The sequence below is a fragment of the Sphaerisporangium sp. NPDC005289 genome, from assembly GCF_040607455.1.
Classification (GTDB): Bacteria; Actinomycetota; Actinomycetes; order Streptosporangiales; family Streptosporangiaceae; genus Sphaerisporangium; species Sphaerisporangium rhizosphaerae.
Genome location: NZ_JBEXGS010000002.1, coordinates 116,419 through 142,347, shown reverse-complemented (window position 1 = coordinate 142,347; position 25,929 = coordinate 116,419). Strand labels below are relative to the sequence as shown.

The 25,929-nt window shown below is 73.4% G+C and carries 16 protein-coding genes; 3 read left to right on the top strand and 13 right to left on the bottom strand.

Features of this window, described 5'->3' with window-relative positions; all coding sequences use genetic code 11:
- Positions 1-67: 67 nt before the first annotated feature.
- Positions 68-5,533 (bottom strand): carboxyl transferase domain-containing protein, encoded by a 5,466-nt coding sequence (locus ABZT47_RS03485; protein ID WP_354835709.1) that lies wholly within the window; start codon positions 5,531-5,533, stop codon positions 68-70.
- A gap of 361 nt (positions 5,534-5,894) precedes the next feature.
- On the opposite strand from ABZT47_RS03485, the gene ABZT47_RS03480 reads away from it, so the two are divergent.
- Positions 5,895-6,314, top strand: coding sequence for a DUF2809 domain-containing protein (locus ABZT47_RS03480; protein WP_354835707.1), 420 nt, complete (start codon positions 5,895-5,897; stop codon positions 6,312-6,314).
- Here ABZT47_RS03480 and ABZT47_RS03475 read toward each other — a convergent pair.
- Entirely contained in the window at positions 6,292-7,458 is a 1,167-nt protein-coding gene (locus ABZT47_RS03475; protein ID WP_354835705.1) for an erythromycin esterase family protein, read from the bottom strand. The genes ABZT47_RS03480 and ABZT47_RS03475 overlap by 23 nt on opposite strands.
- A gap of 90 nt (positions 7,459-7,548) precedes the next feature.
- On the opposite strand from ABZT47_RS03475, the gene ABZT47_RS03470 reads away from it, so the two are divergent.
- The gene (locus tag ABZT47_RS03470) at positions 7,549-8,256 is read left to right on the top strand and encodes a TioE family transcriptional regulator (RefSeq protein ID WP_354835703.1); all 708 of its coding nucleotides are present in this window, start codon (positions 7,549-7,551) and stop codon (positions 8,254-8,256) included.
- A gap of 77 nt (positions 8,257-8,333) precedes the next feature.
- On the opposite strand, the gene ABZT47_RS03465 is transcribed toward ABZT47_RS03470, so the two are convergent.
- The 10 genes from ABZT47_RS03465 to ABZT47_RS03420 form a co-directional block, all read right to left on the bottom strand.
- Positions 8,334-13,118 (bottom strand): AAA family ATPase, encoded by a 4,785-nt coding sequence (locus tag ABZT47_RS03465; RefSeq protein WP_354835701.1) that lies wholly within the window; start codon positions 13,116-13,118, stop codon positions 8,334-8,336.
- 4 nt (positions 13,119-13,122) lie between these two features.
- Positions 13,123-13,683 (bottom strand): hypothetical protein, encoded by a 561-nt coding sequence (locus ABZT47_RS03460; RefSeq protein ID WP_354835699.1) that lies wholly within the window; start codon positions 13,681-13,683, stop codon positions 13,123-13,125.
- Complete coding sequence (locus ABZT47_RS03455) at positions 13,680-14,495, bottom strand: hypothetical protein (RefSeq protein WP_354835697.1); 816 nt, start codon at positions 14,493-14,495, stop codon at positions 13,680-13,682. Before ABZT47_RS03455 ends, ABZT47_RS03460 begins: the two co-directional genes overlap by 4 nt.
- Positions 14,496-14,879: 384 nt before the next feature.
- A complete protein-coding gene (locus ABZT47_RS03450; RefSeq protein WP_354835695.1) occupies positions 14,880-15,242 on the bottom strand; it encodes an MmcQ/YjbR family DNA-binding protein in 363 nt (120 codons plus the stop codon).
- 77 nt (positions 15,243-15,319) lie between these two features.
- Complete coding sequence (locus ABZT47_RS03445) at positions 15,320-16,516, bottom strand: FAD-dependent monooxygenase (protein WP_354835693.1); 1,197 nt, start codon at positions 16,514-16,516, stop codon at positions 15,320-15,322.
- A complete protein-coding gene (locus ABZT47_RS03440; protein ID WP_354835691.1) occupies positions 16,513-17,109 on the bottom strand; it encodes a PadR family transcriptional regulator in 597 nt (198 codons plus the stop codon). Before ABZT47_RS03440 ends, ABZT47_RS03445 begins: the two co-directional genes overlap by 4 nt.
- Before the next feature lie 142 nt (positions 17,110-17,251).
- Positions 17,252-18,469, bottom strand: coding sequence for an acyltransferase (locus ABZT47_RS03435; RefSeq protein ID WP_354835689.1), 1,218 nt, complete (start codon positions 18,467-18,469; stop codon positions 17,252-17,254).
- A 78-nt stretch (positions 18,470-18,547) separates the two neighbouring features.
- Positions 18,548-20,908, bottom strand: coding sequence for a xanthine dehydrogenase family protein molybdopterin-binding subunit (locus tag ABZT47_RS03430; protein ID WP_354835687.1), 2,361 nt, complete (start codon positions 20,906-20,908; stop codon positions 18,548-18,550).
- Positions 20,905-21,900 carry a xanthine dehydrogenase family protein subunit M gene (locus ABZT47_RS03425; protein WP_354835685.1) on the bottom strand — a complete coding sequence of 332 codons (996 nt, stop codon included), beginning with the start codon at positions 21,898-21,900 and terminating at the stop codon, positions 20,905-20,907. The genes ABZT47_RS03430 and ABZT47_RS03425 overlap by 4 nt, the downstream gene beginning before the upstream one ends.
- The gene (locus ABZT47_RS03420; RefSeq protein WP_354835683.1) at positions 21,897-22,505 is read right to left on the bottom strand and encodes a 2Fe-2S iron-sulfur cluster-binding protein; all 609 of its coding nucleotides are present in this window, start codon (positions 22,503-22,505) and stop codon (positions 21,897-21,899) included. Before ABZT47_RS03420 ends, ABZT47_RS03425 begins: the two co-directional genes overlap by 4 nt.
- A gap of 116 nt (positions 22,506-22,621) precedes the next feature.
- On the opposite strand from ABZT47_RS03420, the gene ABZT47_RS03415 reads away from it, so the two are divergent.
- Entirely contained in the window at positions 22,622-23,272 is a 651-nt protein-coding gene (locus ABZT47_RS03415) for a TetR family transcriptional regulator (RefSeq protein ID WP_354835681.1), read from the top strand.
- A gap of 18 nt (positions 23,273-23,290) precedes the next feature.
- Here the strand turns inward: ABZT47_RS03415 and ABZT47_RS03410 are convergent, their stop codons facing one another.
- Positions 23,291-25,798, bottom strand: a complete 2,508-nt coding sequence (locus ABZT47_RS03410; protein ID WP_354835679.1) for a histidine kinase — start codon at positions 25,796-25,798, stop codon at positions 23,291-23,293.
- Between the last annotated feature and the right edge of the window lie 131 nt (positions 25,799-25,929).

Genomic DNA, 25,929 nt, shown 5'->3' with positions numbered 1-25,929 from the left:
GGGTGGAAGTGATCATGGGCGGAACGCCCGTGCCCCCTGGCGGCCGGCCGCCAGGGGGCACGTGGCGTCAGCCCAGGCGGGACCCGATGACCTCGATGATGCGCGGGCGCAGTTCCGCGGCGCGGATGACGGCGTCGACCGAGCCGACCTCGACCGCGCGCCGGATGTCGTGCACGCGGTCGAACTCCGCGGCCACCTCGCCCAGCTTCTCCGTCCGGACCGACGAGCGCAGTTCGTCGAGCTCCGCCGTCAGCGCGGCGCGGTCGGCGCCGGAGGCGGCCGCGGCGCGGGCCTCCAGATCGCGCACGCGCGGATCGGCCGCGGCGCGGGCGTTGACCTCGCCGGCGAACACCACCGCGGCGGCGGGGGCGCCGCCGAGCACCGAGGCGTACGAGCCCTCCAGCGCGAGCACCGTCATGTTCGGGTTCAGCGCCTTGGAGAACACCACGAACGCGCCGCCGTGGTATCGCGAGATGACGCAGAACACGATGGGCCCGCGGAAGTTCACGATCGCGCGGCCGATCTCCGCGCCGTACTCCAGCTGCAGCTTGCGCATCGACTCCGGCGAGCCGTCGAAGCCCGACAGGTTCGCCAGCACCACGAGCGGGCGGTTGCCGCTGGCCGCGTTGATCGCCCGCGCGGCCTTCTTCGACGAGCGCGGGAACAGCGTGCCGGCGGTGTAGGCGTCCGGGCCGTTGGTGGGCGGGAAGCCCCGCCGCTGCACCGACCGCGACTCGATGCCGAGCAGGCACACCGGGATGCCGCCGAGATGCACGTCCTGCACCACCGCGGTCTCCGCGTCGGCCATGCCCGCCCAGCGCTCCAGCACCGGGTGGTCCTGGTCGGACAGGGCCCGCATCACCGTCCGGATGTCGAACGGCTTCTTGCGGTCGGGGTTGACCTCGGCGGAGAAGATCTCGCCGACGGTGGTGAAGTCGCTGCCCGCCACGGCGTGCGGGAAGTCAGAGACGTCACGGTCGACGGGGTCGGTGGTCGTCGCCCGCCGCGGCCCCCGCTCGCCGGGCGCGACGTAGGTGTGGTCGTAGTGCGACATCAGCACCCCGCGCGCCCCGGCGAGGTCAGGCGCCCAGTACTGCGCCTGCCCGTTCGGGCCCATCACCCGGTCGTAACCGCCGATGCCGAAGTTGTCCTCGGCCGACACCCCGCCGGAGAAGTCCAGCGCCTGCTTGCCGGTGAGCACCATCGCCGAGTCCGGCGTCATCACCAGGATGCCCTTGGTGTGCATCAGCATCGTCGCCTCGGCGTTCCAGTACGGCTGCGCGCCGACGTTGATGCCCGTGACCACGATGTTGATCTCGCCGCCGTCCTGGGTGAACTCGACGATGCGCTTGAGCGCCGCGGCCACCCAGTCCATGTTCTCCGTGCCCGACGTCATGGAGATGCGGGCCCCCGACGACAGCGCGTACCACTCCAGCGGCACCCGCATGCGCTCGGCGAGGTCCAGCGCGGCGATCACCCTGCGGCACTCGGGCTCCGACAGCGCGCCGAGCGACTTGGTCGGGTCGCCGAGCAGCACGACCCTGGTGACGCCCTGCGGGTGCCGCGGGGTCGGCGTGGTCACCACGCCGGCGACGATCGCCGCGGTGTTGCGCCCCTTCGGCCGCTCGACCGGCACCAGCGCGTGGTCCTCGTCCAGGTCGTGCTCGACGAAGTCGCCGAGCAGGCCGGTCAGCTCGTACGGGTACACCGTGTTGCGGCTGCTGGCGACCAGCACCTTCTGCCGGTAGTCGTCGATCGGCTCGACCGGCTCGTCCGACGGCTCGCCGATGGTCAGCTCGGCGCCGCCGACGGCGTCGAAGGAGATCCGCACAGCGATCTTCGTCAGCTCGCCGGTCTCGCGGTCGCGCTGCCGGCCGATGATCAGGATCTCCTCCAGCCCGGCGCCGGCGGTCGTCGGCAGCACGCGTCCGGCGAGCATCTCCAGCTCGGCGCGGGTGAGGTCGCTCGGCGGCCAGACGTAGACCACGATGCGGTTGGTGGTGAAGCGCTTCTTGGACGGGCGCCGCGCCTGCGCGCGGCGGATGGAGTCCAGGCAGGTGGCGATGGTGTCCTCGGCCGTCGGCAGCGCGAGCAGCCTGCCCTCGTGCTCGCGCAGCTCGGTCAGGTCGCGCACCTGCGCGAAGGCCACGAGCCGGTCGTCCGCGGGGTTCTCCCGCGCCACGCAGCGGAACAGGTAGACCTCCTCGTCCGACGACGGCAGCCGCGTGAGGTCGAACCCGCTCAGCCGCTCGAGCTGCATCCGCTGGGCGATGTAGGGGTGCAGGCCGCGGATCAGCCGCTCCTCGGTCATCCCCGCGGCCGACGGGCGGAAGGTGAAGTGGTGGTGCATCACCGCGCCGCCGCTGCCGGCGACGGTGGCGGTGATCCTGCGGACCTGCCCCGGCAGCGGGTGCGCGCTGATCACCTCGTGCAGCGCGGCGGCCATCGCCTCGGAGTCCTCCGGCTGCATCTCCCAGGCCAGGTAGATGTCGGCGTCGACGGCGTCCTCGCCGCTCGCCAGCTCGGCGAGCCCGCGCAGCGCGTCGCCCAGCGCCTGGAAGCGCACCCCGGAGGAGACCAGGCACGAGCCCGCGCGCTCGGCGACCACGAACGTGCACCCCGCGACCTCGCTGGTGCGGACGGCGGTCAGCCCCTTGTTGCCGTAGTACCGCCGGGTCAGCACCTCCAGCATGACCGCGTTGTCCAGGTCGTCGCGGACCAGTCGCCGGCCGAGCAGCCGCACCAGCGGCTCGGTGCTGCGCACCATCTCGGCGACGCGCTCGGCGCGGTCGGGCGCGTCCGGGTGCTCGTCCAGGTGACGCAGGTGCCTGCGGACGTCGGCGTAGACGCGGGCGCGGTTGCGGCGCAGCAGCGGCTGGCCGAACCAGGCGAACACCACGCCGCGCGCCAGATCGCTGACCACGGGGAAGCGGACCTGCGTCGCGGCCACCAGCCGCTCCAGCGCCAGACCGGCGGGCTCGCGCAGCGTCTCGTCCGGTGGCGGCTCGCGCAACCAGGCGCGCAGCAACGCCGTCACCGCCGCGACGTCGGCGGAGGCGCGCTGCTGGGCGAGGAAGATGCGGAACACCGCGGACTCGAGTTCGGGGGAGCGGTCGAGCCCGCTGACGCCGTAGTGCCCGAGGGCCTTGGCGAGCTTGGCCTGGAAGGCCTCCGGCAGCCCGGCGCGCTCGACGTCCAGGCTCTGCAGGTAGGTGTGGAAGTACTCGCGGGCACTGTGCACGTGGCCCTCGCCGCCGACGTCCTCGCCCGCCGGCCGGTTGCGGCTCAGCTCGGCCAGGTCGGCGAACACCCCGAGCAGTTCGAATTCCCCGGCCAGCGGCCGGTGGTCGTCATCGATGGCCGCGCGGCGCGCGGCGAGGTACTCCTCCAGCACCCGGCCCTCGTCGTGCGGGTCGACGTCGAAGCCCAGCAGCAGGCTGCGCAGGTCCTCAAGGCCCCGCCCGGCGCGTGAGCGCGCCGGGATCTCCCCGGAAGCGGCGGGCAGGTCCAGCTCGACGGACCCGGCGGCCGAGCCGGCCTCGGCCACGGCGCCGCCGTCGGCGAGCGGCTCCAGCCGCAGCAGCGGCGCCCCGGTCTCCACCTGGCTGCCCACCGAGACGGCGCATTCCTTCAGCCGTGCCCTGAACGGCGCCCGCAGCACCGTCTCCATCTTCATGCTCTCCAGCACCAGCACCGGCGCGCCCGCCTCGACCTCGGCGCCGACCGCGAGCGGCGTGGCCACGACCAGAGCGGGCGCGGGCGAGCGGACGACGCCGCCCTCGTCCCGGCTGACGCGGTGTGCCACCCCGTCCACCTCGACCAGGTGGATCGGCCCGTGCGTGCCGGCGAGCAGGCGGTAGCGGGCGCCGTTGACGATGATCTGCGCGGTGTGCCGGTCGAAGCGGTCGAGTTCGACGTCGGCGGTGCGCACGTCCTCACCGGCCTCCACGCCGACGCGGAAGCGATGCGGGCCGACCCGCGCGACGCGCACGCGGTAGCCCGCGCCGCGCAGCTTGAGGTCCAGTGGCCGTCCGCTCATGTGCTGCACCTGCGGGCGTCCGCCGAAGGCCGTCGACAGCAGCCGTTGCCGCTCGGCGCGCTCCTCCTCCTCGTAGGCCTCGATGGCGGCGGCGGCCAGAGCGACGGCGGAGTGCCGGTGCGAGACCAGCCCGCCCTCGGCGCGGACGCGGTCGATCCAGCCGGTGTCCGCGGTGGCCTCGATCACCTCGGGCCGGTCGAGCAGGTCGAGCACGAAGCTCTTGTTCGTCGCGCCCCCCTCGATGATCACCGTGGTCTGCGCCATCGCCCGGCGCAACCGGCCGAGCGCCTCGTCGCGGTCGCGGCCGTAGGCGATGATCTTGGCGATCATCGAGTCGAAGTCGGCGGGGATGGTGTCACCCTCGCTCACCCCGGTGTCCACGCGGATGCCCGGCCCGGCGGGCAGGTCCAGCCGCGCGATGCGGCCGGGGGAGGGCGCGAAGTCGCGGTCGGGGTCCTCGGCGTTCAGCCGGGCCTCGACGGCGTGCCCGCGCTCCGCCGGCGGCGCGCCTTCGAGCCGGCCGCCGGCCGCCACGTGGAGCTGTGCCTTGACCAGGTCGAACCCGGTGGTGGACTCGGTGATCGGGTGCTCGACCTGCAGGCGGGTGTTCACCTCCAGGAAGGCGAAGCGCCGGTCGCCGGGGTGGTAGAGGAACTCGACGGTCGCCGCGCCCCGGTAGCCGACCGCGAGGGCCAGCCGCTCGGCCGACGCCTTGAGCTCGGCGGCCTGCTCGGGGGCGAGCACCGGCGACGCGGACTCCTCGATGATCTTCTGGTTGCGGCGCTGCACCGAGCAGTCGCGGACGCCGAGCGCCCACGCGGTGCCCTCGCCGTCGGCGATCACCTGCACCTCGACGTGCCGGGCGCCGGTCACCAGGCGCTCCAGGAACACCACGCCGCTGCCGAACGCCCGCGCGGCCTCCTGGCTGGTGCGCTCGTAGGCGTCGGCGAGCTCGGCCTCGTTCGCGATCACGCGGATGCCCCGCCCGCCGCCGCCCGCCGTGGCCTTCAGCATCAGCGGGTAGCCGATCTCGGCCGCCGCCGCCAGAGCGGCGTCCAGGCTCTCGACCGCGCCGCGGCTCCACGGGGCGACCGGCACGCCGACCTCCTCGGCGATCAGCTTCGCGCCGATCTTGTCGCCGAGCCTGCGCATCGCCTCCGGGCCCGGCCCGACGAAGGTGACCCCGATCTGCTCGCACAGCTCCGCGAACGCCGGGTCCTCCGCGACGAAGCCCCAGCCGACCCACGCGGCGTCGGCTCCGGTCTTCACCAGGGCGCGCTCCAGCGCCTTCAGGTCGAGGTACGGGCGCGCGGACGCGGGGCCCAGATCGTAGGCGACGTCGGCCTCGCGCACGAACGTGGCGTCGCGGTCGACGTCGGTGTGCAGGGCGACGGTCTCGATCGGTGCACCGGTCTCCGCGGCGATCTCCCGTACGGCGTGGATGAGGCGCATGGCGGCCTCACCACGGTTGACGATGGCGACACGTCTGAACACCCGACCGAGCCCTCCTGTAGACAACGATGTGCGCGCCGTCACGACGGCGGCCCCCCTGTAGTCTTCACCCTTCCCCCTGGCGGCCCGCGGCGCCATGTCGCTGACGACGAAGGCTGTGCCGCTCCAGTTGTGGGAGACGACCAAAAGCCCCTGCCGCCCGCGCTCGGCCGAACCACGGGCGAACGGAGCGACGGCCGCCTCGCGCCAGGTCGCGCCGCCCGGAGGCGACGCGGCCCCGGCGGGGACGTCCAGGACACTTTAAGCCGTGATCTTCGAGTCCGGGTCATGGCGGGCCCGAGCGCGGTCATGGCGGGCCCGTTCCGCACCACCCGCCGGTGAGGCCGCCGATAGGGTGTGCGGCATGGTTCGCCGGAGGGTCGTCGCCTGCGCCGCCGCCGCGGTGACGGTGGCGGCGGGGCTGGCGGTGCGGGGCGTGTTCGCGGGCGACGCGGCCAAGTACGCCGGAGACATGCTGTACACGGTGCTGCTCTACACCCTCGTGCTCGCGGCGGCCCCGCGGCCGCGCCCGCTCACGGTGGCCGCCGTGGCGCTCGGGGTGAGCTGGCTGGTGGAGTTCGCCCAGCTCACAGGCGTCCCCGCCGAGCTGGCCGCCCACAGCGCCGTCGCCCGTCTGGTGCTCGGCACGACCTTCAACCCTCCCGACCTGGCCTGGTACGCCGTGGCCGCCCTGCTGTGCTGCCTGGCCCACGGCGCCGCCATGGGCGCGCGGCGCCGGCGGCGGGCGCGGGAGGCGATCGTCAGGCCGGCCGATCCGGCGTGACGACCCGCTTGACGAAGACGACGCCGTCGATCCGGCCGAGCCGGGCGGGGTCCAGCGGGAAATAAGCGAAATCGTGAGAGACACGGGGGACGGGGTCGGCGACGGCCCCGGCCAGGCGGCGGGCGTCGATGAGACCCCGGTCCCAGGGAAGCGCGGACAGCATCCCCTCGACGGTGTCGGGGGGCGGGGCGTCGTCGCCGACCGTGCCGAGGGCCGAGGCCAGGAAGGCGTACCGGTCGCCCAGGCGCGTCGCGGTGATCGCCCCGGCGCCCCACCACTCCAGCGGCCGGTCGCCGAAGGTCATGACGCTGCCGTCGCGCTGCAGGTGGAGGTTGTGGGCGAAGACCAGCGCCGGTCCCTGCTCGGCGACGGCGCGCAGGTTGTCGGCCATCATCGCGTCCCGCAGGGCCGACAGCCGCGATATCCGCGCCGGGGAGGTGTCGGCCATCCAGTGGTGGTAGCGGAGCAGGCCGACGGCGGTGCGCCCGTACAGCTCCGCCCGTTCCCTGTCCTTCGGGCTCAGCCGCGGCGCCTGCGTGTCCAGCAGGGTCACCAGGTCGTCGGCGAGCAGCCGCAGCCGCTGCGCGTCGGCGGACCGGCCGATCGACCGGGACGGGTCCATGACCGTGGCCTCGTCGGTCCACGGCTCGTCCGGGCCGAGCAGCGCGTCGAGGGTCTCCCTGGTGCAGGGGAGCGGGCCCTCCAGGAGGGCGTGGAGGGCGGTGAGGGCCTCGCGCGGGCTGGCCGCCCAGTACTCAAGGGGGCCGTCGATCCCGAAGAACCGCAGCTTCTCGTCATGCTCCTCGTTGTAGGCCCGCATCCAGCGCACGAGTTCGCGGTTGGCGGGGGAGGCACCGAAGTCGTGGCTGAAGCCGCGTTCCATGACCTCGTCGAGCGCGCCCGCGCCCGTCGCGAGGTGGTCGTCCACCACCAGGCCTTTGAGGCAGTCGCTCTCGATGGCGAACGACCGGTAGCCCTCGTGCTCGACCAGGTGCCGGAAGATCTCGTTGCGCGACCGGCCGAGCTCTTCCACGAAGTGCCTCGCCTCGCCCAGGCCGAGCAGCAGCGGCTCGGCCGGGAGCGACCGCAGGAACGCCGAGACGGCCGCGCCGTCGAGCGGCCGGGCCGTGTCCATGATGTCCATTCCTTCAACGGTATCGTTGAACCCTCAGTGTAAACTTTCCCGTCGAAAGTGCTGTACCGTCGCGACGGACCTTCAAACGGTGATGCACCCATGAGGCCGGTGGACCTGGCACGCGAGCACGGCCTGTCCACCCAGGCGGTCAGGAACTACGAGCAGGCCGGCATCCTGCCCGCCGCCGGGCGCACCGTCCACGGCCACCGCGCCTACACGGCGCTGCACGCCCACGCCCTGCGCGCGTTCCTCGCCCTGGTGCCGGGGCACGGCCACCAGGCGGCCACCGCGATCATGCAGGCGGTCGGCCGGGGCGCCACCGAGGAGGCGCTGCGGCTGGTCGACGAGGGCCACCGCCTGCTCCTGGACGACCGCCGCACCCTGCAGGCCGTCGAGGCCGCGCTCGGCGACCTGGCGCCCGTGCCGCAGGAGCGCGGCGACACCTTCATCGGCCCCTTGGCCCGCAGGCTCGGCGTCCGGCCCGCCACGCTGCGCAAATGGGAGCAAGCCGGGCTGGTGCGGCCGCGCCGCGACCCGCGCACGGGCTACCGCGTCTACAGTGCGGCCGACGTGCGGGACGCGCGGCTGGCCCACCAGCTCAGGCGGGGCGGCCACCTGCTGGAGCAGATCGCCCCGCTGATCGGCCAGGTGCGTGCGGCGGGAGGGGTCGCCCCGCTGGAGTCGGCGCTGCGCGACTGGCGTGCCCGCCTGTCCGCCCGGGGCCGGGCCATGCTCAGGGGCGCCGCCGCCCTGGACGCCTACCTCAGCGCCCGCGAGCAAGCGAGTGGCGGCCCGCCGTCGCCCTAGCCGCCGTCGGGCGGCCCTGGGTCGCATTGAACCCGTGCACAGCATGATCTCTACGCTCGGAAGGTCCGCGACGCCGGTCAGGGGCGGGCGCCGCGGAAGCCTAGGGCGCCGGTGTAGGTGTGGGTGGGGTCGGTGATCTTGTAGGTGAGGGTGAAGGTGGTCACTCGGTCGGCGGTGAGGGTGGTGGCGTGCAGGGTCCAGGTGCGGGGGCCGACTGAGGCGCGGAAGGTTCCGTTTCGGGTGGGGGAGAGGGTAAGGGAAGGGGTGTACGCGAAGCCGGTGAGGCGTAGGGCGCAGGACCGATCGGGGCAGGTCGCTTCGAGTGCGATCGGATGGTCGCCGCGGTGGCGGGCGGCCGTGTTCTCGAGGTCCTGCTGGAGGGGGTAGGTCTGCGCCGGAGCTTCCCGGCGGAAGGCGGCCCTGGTCTCGTCGTTGTCGAGTACCAGGGTGTAGCGCCCGGCGAACTGGGCGGCCGTCGCCGGGACGGTCGCGGAGCCGGTTGGCTTCGGGGTGATGACGGGGAGCGGCCGGTGCACGTCCTTCGCCGAGGGGAACACGGCGGGGGCCTGGTCGCCGCACACCGTCTGGAAGTCGGCGCCTGGCGCGTACCGTCTCCACTCCTCCCGGGTCATGGCCCGCCCCGCGGTCGCGCAGACCGCGGCGAGCGGGTCGGGCGGTTCCCCGACCCGCCACAGGTCGAGCGTCCCGGTGTCCTCGGCGGCGGCCAGCGTCCCCCGTCCGGGCAGGAACGTCAGCCCCGCCGCGTATTCGAACGGCCCGGTGAGCGGCGCACCGAGCTGCCGGCGGGTGGCGACGTCCCACAGCCGGACCGTCCCGTCCCGTCCGCCGGAGGCGAGGGTACGGCCATCCTCGCTGAAGGCGACGGCCACCACTTCGGCGGTGTGCCCGGTCCATGGCTCGCCGACGGGCCTGCGGGTCCTGGTGTCCCACAGCCGCAGGACGCCGTCCGAATCGGCCGTGGCCACCAGCCGGCCATCGCGGCTGAACGCGATGGCGCGGATGGTGCCGGCGTGCCCGCCCATCGGCTCGCCCAAGGGACGCCCGTCGGCGAGGTCCCACAGCCGTAAGGACTGCCCGTCCTGGACCGATGCGAGCACGCGCAGGTCGGGGCTGAGCGTCAGATGGCCGAACGCCGGCAGGTTCTCGCTCGGCGGGACCTTCGGAGTGAGCGTCCGCAGCACGCGTCCGCCGGGCATCTCCCACCAGCGCACCGTGAACCCCGCCCCGCCCGACGCGGTCACCAGCGACCGCCCGTCGGCGGAGTAGGCGAGCGAGTGCACCGGCCCGGCGTCGCCGAGGACGCCGCGCGCCTCGCCGCTCGCCACGTCCCAGAGCTGCACCCTGCCGTCACCTCCGGCGGCCAGACTGCGGCCGTCGGGGCTGAAGACCAGTTCACCCGGCCAGGCGCCATGCCCGCCGAGGGCGACGGTCCGCCCGGTGACCAGATCCCAGAGCAGCACGCCCTCGTTCCCGTCGCGGCCCGCTGCGGTCGCCAGCCGTCTCCCGCTCCGGTCGACGGCGACCGGGGTGTTCCGGTCGCCGACGAAGGTCAGCAGCGGATCACGCACATCCCACAGCCGGACGTGACCGCCCGCGGCGCCGACCAGCGTCGTTCCGTCCGGACTGAACGCGACCGCGGCGACCGGCCCGTCATGACCGTCCACCTCGAACAGGGCGCGGCCGCTCACGGTCCACAACTTCACCGCTCCGCCCGCACAGCCGACGGCGATCACGTAGTCCGCCCGGAACGCCGCGACCCGCGCCGCACCGCCCGCCGCGCAGCCCCGCCGGTCGCCCAGCGCCTCGCCGCCGGCCACGTCCCACAGCCGCAGCCGCTCCGTACCGGTCGTGGTGAGCAGGAGCTTCCCGTCGCGACTGAAGGCCAGCGGCCGTACCGCACCGGTGAGAACGGGGCCGAGCTGGTGGTTGAGGTAGGTATCCCAGATCCGGACGCCTCCCTCCGAATCGGAGGTGGCCATCATCCGCCCGTCGGGGCCGAAGACCGCGCCGCTCGCCTCGACCTCCAGCGGAGGGCCGAGCGGCCGCCGCAGGCCAAGGTCCCACAACTGCGTCCCGGTGAAGAACCTCGCCCCATCCGGGCCGAGCACGATCGGCCCGGTGCCAGGAACGGTGATCGGGGCGGCCCGCCGCCCTCTCTCGAGGTCCCAGACCTGAACGGTGCGGTCCTCACCCGCGCTGACCAAGGTACGGCCGTCCGCGCCGAACGCCACCGCCGTCACGGGGCCGGCGTGCAGGGCGAGCGGCCGGCCGATCGGGCGATGCGTGGACAGGTCCCACAGCCTGATCAGGCTGTCTCTGCTCGCGGTCGCCAGCATCCGGCCGTCCCGGCTGACGGCGACCGCCTCGACGGATCCGAGGGGCACCGTCAGCGTGCCGCGGTGGCGGCCCGCCAGGACGGCGCGCAGACCGTAGCGGGCCTCGTCGGTGGGGGAGACCCGCCAGGCCGCGGCCGCCAGCAGCGCGGCGACGACCGGATCCTCCTCCCGCGCACTGCTCGCCGTCAGCCTGCGGGACAGCTCACCGGTGAGCTCGGCCCTCGACCTGCCGCTCACCACCGCCGCCCCGACGATGGCGACCAGCGCCATCACCACCAGCGCCGCGATCGACGACAGGACGACGCGCCGCCGGCGGTCGGCGGCGGCCGAGGCCTCCAGGAACTCCCGCTGCTGCGCTTCCAGCACGGGAAACCGCCCGGGGTCGGCCGCCCACCGCCGCTCCGCCGACCTGACCGTCTCCAGCCGCCGCCCGGTGTACAGGAAACCCGAGCCGGATGACGCCGTGCTCCGCGCCCACCGGGCCGCGTCGTCGACCAGCCGCCCGTACAGCTTCCACTCCTCGCTGTCGGCCTCGAACCAGCGCCGCAGCCGGGACCACGCCTTCAGCAGCACATGGTGAGCGGGCTCCACCGCGCCGTCACCGATCACGAGCAGCCGCTTCTCCTCGAACCGCCGCAGGATCGGCAGCGCCGACGCGGGCAGGCTCTCCAGGGCGACCCTGCGGCTGACCGGCTGCCCGTCCCCGCCCACGAACATCATCTGGCGCAGCGCCTGCGTGGCGACGTCCCGCTCTTCGGGCTCCAGCTCCCCGAAGACCCCCTCGGCGCTGTTCTCGACCGCCCGCCGCACGCCCCCCGACAGCTCGTACCCCCGGCAGGTCAGCCAGCCCTCCTCCCGCTTCTCCCAGGTGAGCAGCATGGCCTGGGCCACCAGCGGCAGCGTCCCCGCGCCGAGGTCGGCCAGCTCTCGCGAACGCAGCTCGTCCAGCACCATCGGCACGAGCCCGTCCTCGACCCGCAGCCCGGCGGCCGTCGCCTGGCCCACGATCGCCCGCCGCAGATCCGCCTCCTCCATCGGGCCGAGCACGAACTGGTTCTCCTGCTGGACCCGCCGGAGCACGGCGTACTGGGCGCAGTGGTCGAGCTGATCGCCGCGCATCCCGAGCACCACCAGCGCCGGCGCGACCCCGCCATCTGGCAGCGGCACGGCGGCGGCGTGCAGCGCCGCGACGAACGCCTCCGCCTCGCCCGGGCCGTCCGTGCCGAACAGCTGCTCGAACTGGTCCACCACCAGGACGAGCCGCCGATCCTCGCCCACCAGGTGGCCCGCCGGGCTCCGCCGCGCCTCGGCCAGCACCGCCTCCGCGACGAGGAACCCGGCGCCGCCCGGTTCGGCGGTGAGCTGCTCCAGCAGCGCACGCTGATTGGACTTCTCGGCCAGCGCCGCCAGCTCCACCGCGAGCCCGCGCAGCGGCGAACCGTACTGCTCGGGGGTCAGCACGATCCGCGGCCAGCGCGCCGCCGCCACGGGCGTTCCCGCCGCCAGCGCCGGTAACAGCCCGGCGCGCAGCAGCGAGGACTTCCCGACCCCCGACGCGCCCGTCACCATCACCATGCCCAGCGCGCCGGGCTCGACGGCCCTGGCCACGATGCCGAGTAGCTCCGCCGTGGCCTGGGCCCGCCCGTGGAACAGCCCGGCATCGCCCTGCTGGAACGCCGCCAGCCCCCGGTACGGGCGTTCGCCCCGCCACGGCGGGTACGGAGACGGCGGCCGCTCGCTCGGTGCTCGCTGCGGCCCCGCCTCGACCGCCAGCTGCACCTGGTACCCCTGGAGCTCCAGCCGGTGCAACCGATCCAGGAGCTGCTCGTGCCGCGCGGTGTCCCGGTCGTCGCTGTCCTGGACGGCCCGCAGGATCTCCCACAGCAGGAACCGGAACTCGTCGAACTCCTCGCTCAGCGAGGTCAGGCCCTCGATCAGCTCCCAGCGCAGGTCCTCCTGCTCCGCCAGCACCTCGCGGAGCAGCTCGTCGATACCGCCCACCTCTTTCAGCAGTCGCGCAATGTCGGCGCGCAACGCGGCGGCCCGCTCACCGCCCTCGGCCAGCGTCGCCACGATCCGCTGCTGCACCGCATCGAGCGTCTGCTCGCGGGAGGCGCCGGGCCGGATGCGTTCGACGGCCCCCTTCACCACGTCGGTCAGCACGTTGCCGCCGACCGCGGCCAGCACCTCCCAGCCCACCTGTGGACCGAGCAGCGTGGCGAACGAGCCGACCGCCAGCACCCCCATGATCGTGACCGGCGTTGCCCGGCGCACCCCGGCCCCGGTCGCCCGCGCCCAACGCCGCAGCCTGCTGCGCATGCCGGCCCCCATGCGCCGCTTCCGCTCCGCCAGCCCGCTGTCGCCCATGGGTGCGTCGTCGGCCGACCGGGACTGGCCGCTCGGCGCGCCGACTGCCTGGCCATCGCCGTCGGCCTGCTCGTTATCGCCGTTCCGCTGTTCGTCGCGGTTCGGCTCCGCGGGCTCCGGCTCTGTCTCCTCGCTCACCGGGTCAGCTCAGCGGCTCGTCCTGGCGCGCCGCCACATGCGGCCCCGGAGTGAAGCCGGGCGGCACGGTCGCCGGTAGGCGCGCGTACCCCTGCTCGACCCACGGGCATTCGATCATGGAGCCGAACTGGTTCTCGTCCAGGCACAGTACGGTGCCGGTGGACGCCGTGACCGTGCAGGTCACCGTGCGGGTCGCCTCGGACCACGACCCGTTGCGGCAGAGGCTGAGCCGGATGGACTCGTTCTCACCCACCAGAACGGGATGCTGCTTGCGCACCTTGGCGGTGAGGTGGACGACCATGCCGCGGGGAGCCACGAACCTGCAGGACACCGTGTTCTGCGGCATCGTCCCGCCGCGCTTGCGGATGTCGGGGCAGAACTTCTGGCCCGGGATGTCGGAGCCGATCCCGGAACTCCACGCGGTCGGCATGAGCACCACCAACGGCACGCCCGTGGGCGAGGCTTTCGATGGTGAGGGGGCGGCGGCGCCGTCGTTCCCCGCCTTCGCACCGCAGGCGGTGACGGCGAGGAGGCATCCCACGGCGACGGCCACCTGGCCGATCACGACGTCCCCGCCCTGCGATAGGCGAGGCACTCGCGGGCCGGCTTCTGCTCCGCCGGATCGCCGGAGGCCACGCAGACCATGGCGGGCTTGGACCCGCCGAAGACGACACAGGTGATCGCGTCGGCGTGCCCCATGCCGCTGTTGCAGCCCTCATAGGTCACATAGTGGAAATCCCACGAACGGCCGGACCGTGGATAGGGGTCGGCCGCCTTCTCGAACTGGGCACGCAGGTAATAGATCTTGCCGGGTTTGATGCTGATCTCGCACCTCTTTCCGAGGGCGCCGCCGCTCGCGCAGGACCCGTCGAAGTTCCCGAATAGCTTGATCTTCCATTTCGTGTTGAAAATGACGGACAACGTGCCCGGCGCCTCGGCGACCGGCGTGCCGGGCCTGGTGCCGCAGGCGTTCCGCTCGACATCGGCCGGGCCGGTGGTCGTCACGCAGATCGTGGTGTCCCGGTCCGGGCGCACCGTGCAGGCGGCGGACCCCGGACCCTCCCCGCAACCCCAGTAGGCGAGCCGCACACCCTGCGGCAGCGCGTCGTCCGGGGTCGCGCTGACCGACCTGACCTGGTCACTCTTGTCGACCCGCAGCACGGACCGGCACACCCGCTCACCGCACGACTCCGACGCTTCCCCCGGCAACGTGAGCGGCACCACCCCACTGTCGGCCACGATATTCAGCCGGACGGAGTCGGTGGGCCTCACCAGAAAACAAGCCGTTCCCGCCGCCAAGATCAGCACAACGAGCACGACACCCGTACCCCAGAGAACACGACGCCTCATCACATACGCCCCCAGGACGCGATGCACTGTGCTCAGAGTCTAGATTTCCACCCCGCGAGCGGGTTAGGTCATGGGCTAGATCGCCAAGGTCGGTTATCTGATCGATATATGAACCCGGGATTTTGGCGGCATTTGCGGTGTTCGATCAGATCGATACCCTATTAGTGCTTCGCCCGCTAAACGGCATATGGGGCATTACGCCCGGCCCCGCCGACGGCGCCGTCCCTCCGTGCGGACCGTACGGCTACGCACCAGTGTCCGCGTTCTTGGCGGTGTCGGGGCGTTCGGCGTGCCAGGTATCGAGGAGGTTGAGGTCGAGGACCCTAGGGCGGCTGCGGGGCCGCCGGAGTGCCACGACGCCGGTGGAGGCCGTCGCCGGCCGCGACCGGGGCGGGCCGCGGCGGGCGGGGGTCAGGGGGTGAAGGGCAGGGCTCCTGTGGCGGCGTGTGCCGAAAGGAGGGGCTGGGGGGCGGTCAGGCACCAGGCTTCGGTGACCAGCTCGAACAGCTCGTCGGCGTCGATCTTGTCGAGGTGCACCACGACCCAGCCGAACCGGCCGGCGGTGAACTGGACCTCGAACACCTCGGGCCGCTCGGCCACCAGGGCGATCTGCTCCTCGATCGTCGCCTTCAGCCCGACGGTGCGGGTGCGTTCCCACAGGTAGCCGAAGCCCCGCCCGCGCACCTTCAGCGCCGTCCAGTCGCCGCCGTCCGCCTGCTTCACCTCGGGCAGACGGGTCAGCATCAGCAGGAACTCCTCAATGCTCACGCCCATGACCAACCTCTACCAGACCTCACCGACATTTTCTCAAGGGGCGCCTCCTCGTCCGGTGCGCGCGCACGAGTGAACGTCTAGCCGAGGGTGGCGGCCGGTTCGTCCCAGGCGATGACGTGGCGCTGTTCGACGCCGAAGGCCCGCTCGGGGTGCATGACCGTCTTCAGCATGATCGGCATCAGCAGCGGCATCAGGGCCCTGGCCAGCGGCCCGGCCGCCTTGCCGCCGTTGATCCTGGCCGCGCGCGCGGCGACCCGCTCCACCCTCGGCCGGCGCAGGCGCTCGTAGGCGGCGAAGGCGGAGGGCGCGTCGGGCAGGTCGCGCACGCAACGGGCGAGCTCGACGGCGCTCTCGACGGCCAGTGACGCGCCCTGGCCGGAGCTGTTGGACGGGGCGTGCACGGCGTCGCCGACCAGGACCATGCGGTCGCTGTGCCAGCGCGGCACGCGCGGCATCATGTACATCGACCCCAGCACCTGGAGCCGCCCGGGGTCGGTGTGCCGGATCAGCTCGGCGCCGGGGTGGTCCTCGGCGTGGTGCTCCAGCAGCCTGCGCAGCCATTCCTCGTTCGGGATCCGCCGGGCCTCGGTCAGGGTCATGGGCGGGTGGGGCAGGTTGGCGCCCCACTCGGCCCCGCCGCCGGGATGCGGGCGGAACAGGTAGAAGCCGCGCCTGCCGAACGCGTAGGTGATCGTCCCCTCGTGCTGCCGCAGGTCGAAGTCGGCGATGGCCTCGAAGCCGAGCAGCCCGGTGGGGGTCGGGCCCGGCGCGTCCGGGTCGATCAGCGTGCGGACCGTGGAGCGGATGCCGTCGGCGCCGACCAGGATGTCGGCCGTGGCGGTGGTCCCGTCGGCGAACCGCGCCGTGACCCCCGAGCCGGTCTCCTCGGCTCCCACCAGGCGCTTGCCGTGCTCGACCCGGACGCCGAGCGCGACCGCGCGGTCGTACAGCGCGCGGTGCAGGTCGGCGCGCCAGATGAGCTGCAACGGCGCGAGGCCGGGCAGCGTGGGCAGGGTGTCGAGCCGTCTGCGCCCGACGGCCATGACCGAGCGGGGCATCGGACGGGCGAGCGCCCGCACCGCGTCGGCGGCGCCGACGATCTCCAGCGCCGCCAGGCCGTTGGGCGCCAGGCCGAGCGAGCCGCCGGCGCCGTCGGCCGTGGTCGGGTAGGCCTCGTAGAGGGTGACCTCCACCCCGGCCCTGCGCAGCGCCGTTCCCGCCACCGGGCCCGCGACGCCGCCGCCGATGACCAGTGCCGTCCTCACCTTGCTCATGTCATGTCCTCCCGCATCCGTTGCCAGGCCCGCTCGTAGGCGGGGTCCTTCAGGGACTCGGCGAGATCGGCGGCGAAGCGCATCTCGGCCTCCACCAGGGCGAGCCGGTAGCGCTCCTCGGCCAGGAACACCCAGTGCACCTGGTCCTCGCCGGCCTGCCGCAGCACCCCCCGCACCTCCTCGGCCTGCTCGGTCAGGGCCGCGAGGCGGCGGCCGAGCAGGCCGGCCCCCTCCGCAGGGGCGAGCACGGCCAGCAGCGACAGGGCGACCCCGAAGGAGGGGTACTCCTCGCGGGGGACGGCGACCAGTTCGCGCATCCAGTCGTAGAGCTCGGCCCGTCCCGCCTCGGTGATGCCGTAGATGGTGCGTTCTGGACGCTGGGTGTCGCGCACGGTCTCCCGTTCGGCGACGAACCCCGCCTTGCGCAGCTGCTCGACGACCATGTACAGCGACCCGCGGTTGTACTTGATGCTGCGGTCCTTGCCGTGCTCCTGGAGTCGTCGTCCGAGCTCGTAGGCGTGCATCGGCTCGGCCATCAGGTAGACGAGCACGGCCAGAGCCAGCGGATTGGACACCTTGCGTCGCTTCTCCACGAGTCCCCATCTTGTTAGTTGATACTGAATATCAATCATCGACTAGTTGATGTCAACTATGACTTTCACGACGAGGCACCCCCGGTATCTCCCGAACCACTCCCAGGACATCTCGCGGGATCGAATGGCCGAAGCCGGGCGCCTACGCGGCGGGGGAGGCGCTGCGGCGCCGGTCGCCGTGCGGGGCCCGGCGGGCGAGGCGGTGGCCCAGGCGCTGGGCGGGGCGCTCGACCAGGCGGTAGGTCACCCAGGACGCGGGCAGGACCAGCGCCAGGAACAGCGCGGCCATCAGCACCTGGACGTGCCAGGCCGACCAGCGCAGGTCGCCGGTCACCGAGGCGTACAGCCGCAGCAGCGGATGGTGCAGCAGGTAGAGCGAGTAGCTGACCAGCCCGAGCCAGGTGAGCACCCGCGGGACGCGGCGGCGGCGCAGGGCGAAGGCGCCCGCGAAGGTCGCGCTGGCCAGCGCGACGGTGGTGATCCACACATCCGGCGCCGACCACCACCAGCCGGCCTGGAGGGCGGGCAGCGGGGTGAGGGCCACCAGGGCCATGGTCAGCGCGACCGGCCAGAACGGGCCGGTGCCGCTCTCCCAGCGGTACACGGCGGTGCCGGCGAACATCACCGCCAGGATGAGCACGCCCAGCCAGGGCACCCGGCTGCCCAGGAACAGCAGGACCAGCGCCATCACGCCGAGCAGGCAGGCGCCGGTCCTGCGCAGGCGGCCCGACACCACGCACGCGAGCCCGATGGCGAGGACCGCGCCGGACGCCCATACGACCCAGGCGCCGCGCAGCGCGGCGGCCGGGACGAGCGCGGCCACGGCGACCGCCGCCAGGCCGAGCACCACCGCGGGCACGGCGCTGCGCCGGTGCGCGCCGGTGACGAACAGCGCGGTGACCAGCAGGTAGAAGACCATCTCGTAGGACAGGGTCCACATGGTGTCGGCGACGCCGCCGACGCCGACCACGTCCAGCAGCATGGTGGCGTGCGCGACCGCCGCGGCGGGGTCGCGTGGCACCGCCTCGCGCACCGGCAGGCGCCACGCCATCGCCAGCACCAGCCCGATGACCAGCAGGTACAGCGGGTACAGCCGGAAGGCGCGGCTGATCCAGAACGCCCGCACGTCCCCGTGCCGTTCCAGCGAGGCGGGGATGATGTAGCCGCTGACCAGGAAGAACACCAGGATGCCGTAGATGCCGATGTTGAACCAGTACGGGCGCAGCCACGGGACCACCCAGGGCAGCAGGTGCTCGGCCACCACCGCGACGGCGCCGATGCCCCGCAAGGCGTCCAGCCACGCCAGGCGGGAGGAGGGGCTCACCGCGGACACGGACGGCGTACCGGGCACGACAGACACCCGACACAACTTACCGAACCCCCTGCCGCCCCCGCGCCCGCCGCGGGTGAGGCGCCGGCGGGGGAGCCGGAGGGGTGGTCAGAGGAGTTTGTCGGGGGTGATGGGCAGGTCGCGGACGCGGCGGCCGGTGGCGTGGTGGACGGCGTTGGCGACGGCGGCGGCGACGCCGGTGATGCCGACCTCGCCGACGCCGATCAGGCCGAGGGGCATGGTCGGGTCGGGCTCGTCCAGGTAGCAGACGTCGATCGGCGGGATGTCGGCGTGCACCGGGACGTGGTACCCGCCGAGGCCGGGGTTCATGATGCGCCCGGTGCGCGGGTCGGTCAGCGTCTCCTCCGACAGGGCCATGCCGATGCCCATGACGATGCCGCCCCGCAGTTGGGCGGCGGCGGTCTTGGCGTTGATGACCGTCCCGACGTCGAACGCCCCCACCCACCGCGACACCCGCACCTCGCCGGTGTCGGGGTCGACGCGCACCTCGCAGAACTGCGCCCCGCACGCCGCCTTCGTCCAGCGCCGCCGGTCGAGCAGGAACTTGGCCATGAACCGGGCCTGTCCGACCGCCGTCCCGACGCGCGTGTCGGATCCGACGGCCACCTCGACGTGCGGGCGGCCCGCCCGGGCGAGGATCGCCGCGTACGTCTCGCCTGCGACGGTCCCGGCGGTGGAGGTCCACAGCCCCCCGTCGCGGGCGCGGACCTCGGCCCGGCGGCTTCCCCGGAGCGGGGAGTCCTTCGACCGCCGGGCCAGCGCCAGCATCGTGTCGCGCAGCCTCGCGCAGGCGGTGCCGAGGCTCGCCGCCACGCTGGCGGTCTGGCCCGAGCCTCCCGCCCCGGGGCCGGTGGGCAGGTCGGAGTCGCCGTACTCGACCCGCACGGCCTCGAACGGCACGCCGAGGGCGTCGGCGGCGATCTGCCCCTGGGCGGTCGCCCCGCCCATGCCCATCTCGTGGAACCCGCAGCGCACCAGCACCGTGCCGTCGGCCGACAGGCGCACCGTGAGGTTGGCGGCGAACTGCCACGCCGGGTGGTAGGCGGAGGCGACGCCCATGCCGACCAGCCACCTGCCGTCGCGCATCGAGCCGGGCTCCGGCGTGCGCTCCGCCCAGCCGAACCGCCGCGCGCCCATCGCGTACGCCTCGCGCAGCATCCGGTGGGAGAAGCGCTTGCCGTCGATGGGATTGCGCTCGGGCTCGTTGCGCATGCGCAGCTCGATCGGGTCCATGCCGAGCTCGCAGGCCAGCTCGTCGATCGCCGCCTCCAGCGCGAAGGTGCCGATCGACTCCCCGGGCGCGCGCATGTAGGTGTTGGAGACCGTGTCCAGCGCGACCTGGCTCTGCTGGAGCAGGATGTTCCCGGCGTCGTAGAGGTGCCGCGACTGGGAGGTGACCTGCTCGGGCCCGCCCCCGACCCGGCCGATCTGGGTGACGCCGGTGTGGACCAGCGCGGTGAGCCGCCCGTCGGGCCGGGCGCCGAGCGCGACGCGCTGCGCCGAGGGGGTGCGCCCGCCGACCGTGCGGTAGACGCCCTCGCGGGTGAGCGTCATCCGCACCGGCCGGCCGGTCACCCGTGCCGCCATCACGGTGAGGATCGTCCCGGCCCACACCACGGTCTTGCCGCCGAACGCGCCGCCGACGTACGGCGCGACGACGCGTACCCCGGCGGCGGGCACGCCGAAGCGCAGGGCGAGATGGTCGCGCATCCAGGCCACGTTCTGCGCGCCGTCGTGGACGGTCAGCCGGTCGCCGTCCCAGACGGCCGTGGTGGCGTGCGGCTCGATCGCGTTGTGGGCGTGCGCCGGCGTGGTGTACCGCAGGTCCACCGACACCGGCGCCGCCGCGAGCGCGGCCTCGGCGTCGCCCTTCTTCGCCGAGCCCTCGGAGACCATGTCGTTCTTCTGCGGCGTGGCGTTCGGCTCCTCGGCGGCGAAGTCGACGGCCGCGGGCGACTCGCGGTAGGCGACCCTCACCAGCCGGGCGGCGTGCTGGGCGGCGTGCAGGGTCTCGGCGACGACGACCGCGACCGGCTGGCCGTTCCAGTGGACCTCGTCGGTGTTGAGGTAGGCGACCGACGTGCCGGAGGCCATCGTGCTGAGGTTCATGACGCTGACCGGCGGCGGAGGCTTCAGCGCGGGCGCGTTGTGGTGGGTGATGACGGTGAGCACGCCCGGCACCGCCGACGCCTCGGCGGTGTCGATGGCGGTGAGATGGCCGCGCGTGATGGTCGCGTGCACCAGGACGGCGTGGGCGAGGCCGGGGTAGGGGTGCTCGGCCGAGTACCGGGCCGCGCCGGTGGTCTTCGGCACCCCGTCCACCCGGTCGATCGGCCTGCCGACCAGACGCCCGGAGCCCTCCACGCGCGCCGGGCCGCGCTCCCCGGCCGGCGACGTCACCGGCGAGCCCTCCGCCGGGGTCGTGCCGTGCGCATCGGTGCGGGTCATGCCGCGCTCCCGTCGGTGAGCAGCCGCAGCAGCGTCGCGGTGACGGTGCGCCGGGCCAGCTCGATCTTGAAGGTGTTGTGGGACAGGGCGGTGGCGGCGGCGAGCTCGGCCTCGGCGGCCCGCCGGAAGGACTCCTCGACGGCCGGCGCGCCGAGCAGGACCCGCTCTGCCTCCCGGGCCCGCCACGGCTTGGCCGCGACGCCGCCGAGGGCCAGGCGCACCTCCGCCACCGCGCCGTCGCGGACCTCCATCGCCGCGGCGACCGAGACCAGCGCGAAGGCGTAGGACGCCCGGTCGCGGACCTTGCGGTAGCGGGAGGTCGCCGCGACCGGGCAGGAGGGCAGCTCCACCGCCGTGACCAGCTCGTCGGCCTCGATCGCGCTCTCGATGTGCGGGGTGCCGCCGGGCAGCCGGTGGAAGTCCTCCATCGGGACGCGCCGTTCGCCGCGCAGGCTCTCGACGACGACCACGGCGTCCAGCGCGGCCAGGGCGACGCACATGTCGGAGGGATGGGTGGCGACGCACGCCTCGCTGGCGCCGAGCACGGCGTGGTCGCGGTTGAGCCCGCCGATCGCGTCGCACCCGCTGCCGGGCTCGCGCTTGTTGCAGGCGGCGGCGCCGTCGTAGAAGTAGGGGCAGCGGGTGCGCTGGAGCAGGTTGCCGCCGACCGTCGCCATGTTGCGCAGCTGCGCCGAGGCGCCGCTGAGGACGGCCTGCGCCAGCACCGGGTACCGGCCGCGGATGACCGGGTGGGCGGCCAGGTGGCTGTTGCGCACCAGCGCGCCGACGCGCACCCCGCCGTCCGGGGCCTGCTCCACCCGGTCCAAGGGGAGGCCGGTGATGTCGACGACCGTGGCGGGGCGTTCGACGTCCTGCCGCATCAGGTCGACCAGGTTGGTGCCGCCGCCGAGGAACCTCGCGCCCGGCTCGGCGGTGATGGCGCGCAGGGCTGCAGGGACGTCGCCGGGGCGCACGTAGGCGAGCGGCCTCATCGGACGGCCTCCGCCGCGGCGGCCGGCCGTCCGGCGCGCGCGGCGGTGTGCTCGCGGTCCGCCCGCCCGTCCCCGTCTTCGGCGAGTTCCCGCCGGGCCTTCGCGGTGGCGACCTCGCGGATGGCGTCGACGATGCCGTTGTAGGCGCCGCAGCGGCACAGGTTGCCGCTCATGCGCTCTCTGATCTCGGCGTCCGTCAGCTCGGCGCCGGTCGCGGCCAGGTGCTCGGTGACCAGGCTCGGCGCGCCGGAGGCGTGCTCGGCGAGCATGCCGATCGCCGAGCAGATCTGCCCGGAGGTGCAGTAGCCGCACTGGAAGCCGTCGTTGCGGATGAACGCCGCCTGAAGCGGGTGCGGGCCCTGCTCGCCCGCGACGCCCTCGATGGTGGTGACCTCGCGGCCGGCGTACTGCACGGCGAGCGTCAGGCAGGAGTTGATGCGCTCGCCGTCGACGAGCACCGTGCACGCGCCGCACGCCCCCTGGTCGCAGCCCTTCTTGGTGCCGGTGAGCCCGAGATGCTCGCGCAGGACGTCCAGCAGGCTGACCTGTGGCGGGATTTCGCAGGTGTGGACGGTCCCGTTGATCCTTAGTTGTACCTCGACCACGCGCTGCCTCCCGCCGGTGGACGTGATGCGTCCAGATGTGCGCCGACGTTAACAGAACGATGTCATCTTAACAAGAGAACGGCGTTCTTTTATCGTCGCCGTATGCTTGCTGCGACATGACGCAGGGATTCCTCCGGGCCAGACGGCCCGAGCACAAGCTGCAGCGGCGCGAGGCCATTCTGGAGGCCGCCCGCGAACTGGCCCTGCGATCCGGCGTGCGCGCGGTCAGCCTCGGCGGGGTCGCCGCCGCCGCGGGCCTGGCCAAGTCCAACGTCGGACGCTACTTCGGCACCCGCGAGGAGATCTACCTCGTCCTGGCCGCCGAGGAGTGGCGAGAGTGGGGGAGCGAGGTCGCCGAACGGCTCGGCCGGGCCACCGGCCTCGCGGCCGTCGTCGCCGCGCTCACCGAGACGCTCGAGGCGCGGCCGCTCATGTGCGACCTGCTCGGCAACACGGCCACCAGCCTCGAGCACAACGTCTCGGTGGAGGCGGCGCGCGCGTGCAAGCGCGCCGTGCTGGACGTCATCGGCGACCTGGCCGCCCGCGTCGCCGCGGCGCCCTCCGGCCTGACCGAGAGCGAGGCCTACGAGCTGGTCGGGCTGGCGACCGCGGGCGCCGGAATGCTCTACCCCGTCTCCAACCCTCCCGCGGTGCTGCGCGAGATCTACGCCGAGGACCCCGTCATGGCGGCCGCCTGCCCCGCGTTCCTGCCGGCGCTCAAGCGCATCGTGATGGCCGCCGCCGTCGGCCTGCCCGCGCTGCGCTGACCCTTCCTCGCCCGGGCCTCAGGGGACCGGCGGCCCGGCCGCGCCCATCGCCGCGTGCTCCCCGGGGTAGTCCTCGCCGAGCCCGGTGGTGGTGGGGGCTTGGGCGGTGAGGTGGAACCAGCCGTCGGTGTCGATGCCGGCGGTGAGGTGGCCGTTGATGGTTCGTAGGCGGGTGGTGAGGTTTCCGAGGCCGTTGCCGCCGTTGACGGTGGGGGTGGTGTCGGTGGGGTCGACGCCGTCGTTGGCGATGTGCAGGCGGATGGTGTCGTTGTGGCCGTTGGTGTGGAGGGTGGCGTGGATGGTGGCGTGCTGGGCTTTGCTGTGGCGCAGGATGTTGGTGACGGCTTCGCGTAGGACGGTGGCCAGGACGGTTTCGATGTGGGGGGGGAGGTCGGGGGTGGTGATGGTGGTGGTGACGTCGATGTCGGCGGCGGTGAGGACGCTGGTGGCGGAGTCGGCTTCGGTGGTGAGGGACATGGTGCGGTAGCCGTTGGCGACGGTGCGGACGTCGGAGAGGGCTTGGCGGGCGACGGTGAGGATGTCGGTGATCTCGTCGCGGGCGCGGTGGGGGTGTGCGGGGAGCAGGCGGTGGGTGAGTTCGCTTTTGAGGGTGATGGCGGAGAGGCTGTAGCCGAGTAGGTCGTGCAGGTCGCGGGCGACGCGCAGGCGTTCGCGGGTGACGGCCATGCGGGCGAGTTTGCCGCGTGCTGCGTACAGTTCGGCCACCAGCGTCGACAACGAGCTCATCCCGTACACGATCATGCCGGTCAGCAGGCTGGACACCGGGAGGTACACCAGGTAGCGCGGCTCGGCGCCGAGGGCCATCGCCAGCGGCACCACGCTGCCCACCACGGCCGCGTACAGCGCCCACCCGGCGCCGCCGGGCACCACCAGCAGCACCGACCCGGCCAGGAAGCCCACCATGGAGCCCCACGGACGGCCGACCCACAGCAGGGGCAGGTAGCAGGCGAGCGCCTGGGCGCCCAGAGAGAGCACGCGGGCCCTTCGCGACCAGGTTCGGGGACCGCGGAACGAGTGGACGAGTTGCAGGCCGAGGTCGGCGGCCAGGCACGCCGCGAAACCGAGCAGGCCGGCGGTGCCGGGCGCGGCGTCGATCACGTTGATCAGCATGATCGCCGCGTATCCCGCCAGCACCACCAAGGTCACCGGGATCGGCTGGCGCGGCCCCCACAGGTCGGTGTCGACGTCGTCGGGCACCATGCTCGCGCGGGGGAACGGCAGCATCTGTTTCAGCCGGTGTCGCGCCGACCTGAGCCGCCACAGCGGTGAGACGCGCGGCGCGGCACCGTCGGCGGGATCAGGGCGCGGGGCCGGGCCCCGGGAGAGCGCCCGCTGCGCGAGCCGGGGGACCAGCCGGGGGACGATCGCGTCCGGCGGCAGCGCCCGTTCCGGGACGGGCCGGTGCCCGGTGGTGGTGGTGGGGGCTTGGGCGGTGAGGTGGAACCAGCCGTCGGTGTCGATGCCGGCGGTGAGGTGGCCGTTGATGGTTCGTAGGCGGGTGGTGAGGTTTCCGAGGCCGTTGCCGCCGTTGACGGTGGGGGTGGTGTCGGTGGGGTCGACGCCGTCGTTGGCGATGTGCAGGCGGATGGTGTCGTTGTGGCCGTTGGTGTGGAGGGTGGCGTGGATGGTGGCGTGCTGGGCTTTGCTGTGGCGCAGGATGTTGGTGACGGCTTCGCGTAGGACGGTGGCCAGGACGGTTTCGATGTGGGGGGGGAGGTCGGGGGTGGTGATGGTGGTGGTGACGTCGATGTCGGCGGCGGTGAGGACGCTGGTGGCGGAGTCGGCTTCGGTGGTGAGGGACATGGTGCGGTAGCCGTTGGCGACGGTGCGGACGTCGGAGAGGGCTTGGCGGGCGACGGTGAGGATGTCGGTGATCTCGTCGCGGGCGCGGTGGGGGTGTGCGGGGAGCAGGCGGTGGGTGAGTTCGCTTTTGAGGGTGATGGCGGAGAGGCTGTAGCCGAGTAGGTCGTGCAGGTCGCGGGCGACGCGCAGGCGTTCGCGGGTGACGGCCATGCGGGCGAGTTTGCCGCGTGCGGCGTACAGTTCGGCCACCAGCGTCGACAACGAGCTCATCCCGTAGACCACCAGGCCGGTGAGCAGGGCGAAGCCGGTGCCGTACGCCAGGCCCACAGGGGGCACGCCCTCGGAGGCGAGCACCGGCAGGATGCCCGCGCCGCCGGCCACGTACAGCGGCCAGCGCGCGGGCCCGGTCACCGACAGCAGCGCCGACCCGGCGAGGAAGCCGATCATGCCGCCCCACGCGCTGCCGAGCCACCAGAACGGCAGGTAGGTGGCCAGCGCCTGGAGCGTCAGGGTGGTGGCCCTGGTGCCGGCCCGCCAGTGCCGCGGCCCGGCGAGGGAGTGGGCGAGCTGCAGGGTGAACACGAGCGTCAGGCAGACCGCGAAGCCGGCGAGACGGGCCGCGTCCGGGCCGGTCATGAGCACGTTCATGATCGTGGTCAGCGCGAACCCGGCCAGCATCACCACGGTGATGGGCAGCACCACCCGGGGGGTCCACGGCGGGCCCTCCGCCTCGCCGGAGGGCTGCAGGGGCGCCGCTCGCGCGCCCCTGGTATGCAACGGTGAAAGCCCGCTTGTCACTTCGCTGTCCATTGACTCCCGCTCCGAAGCGCGAG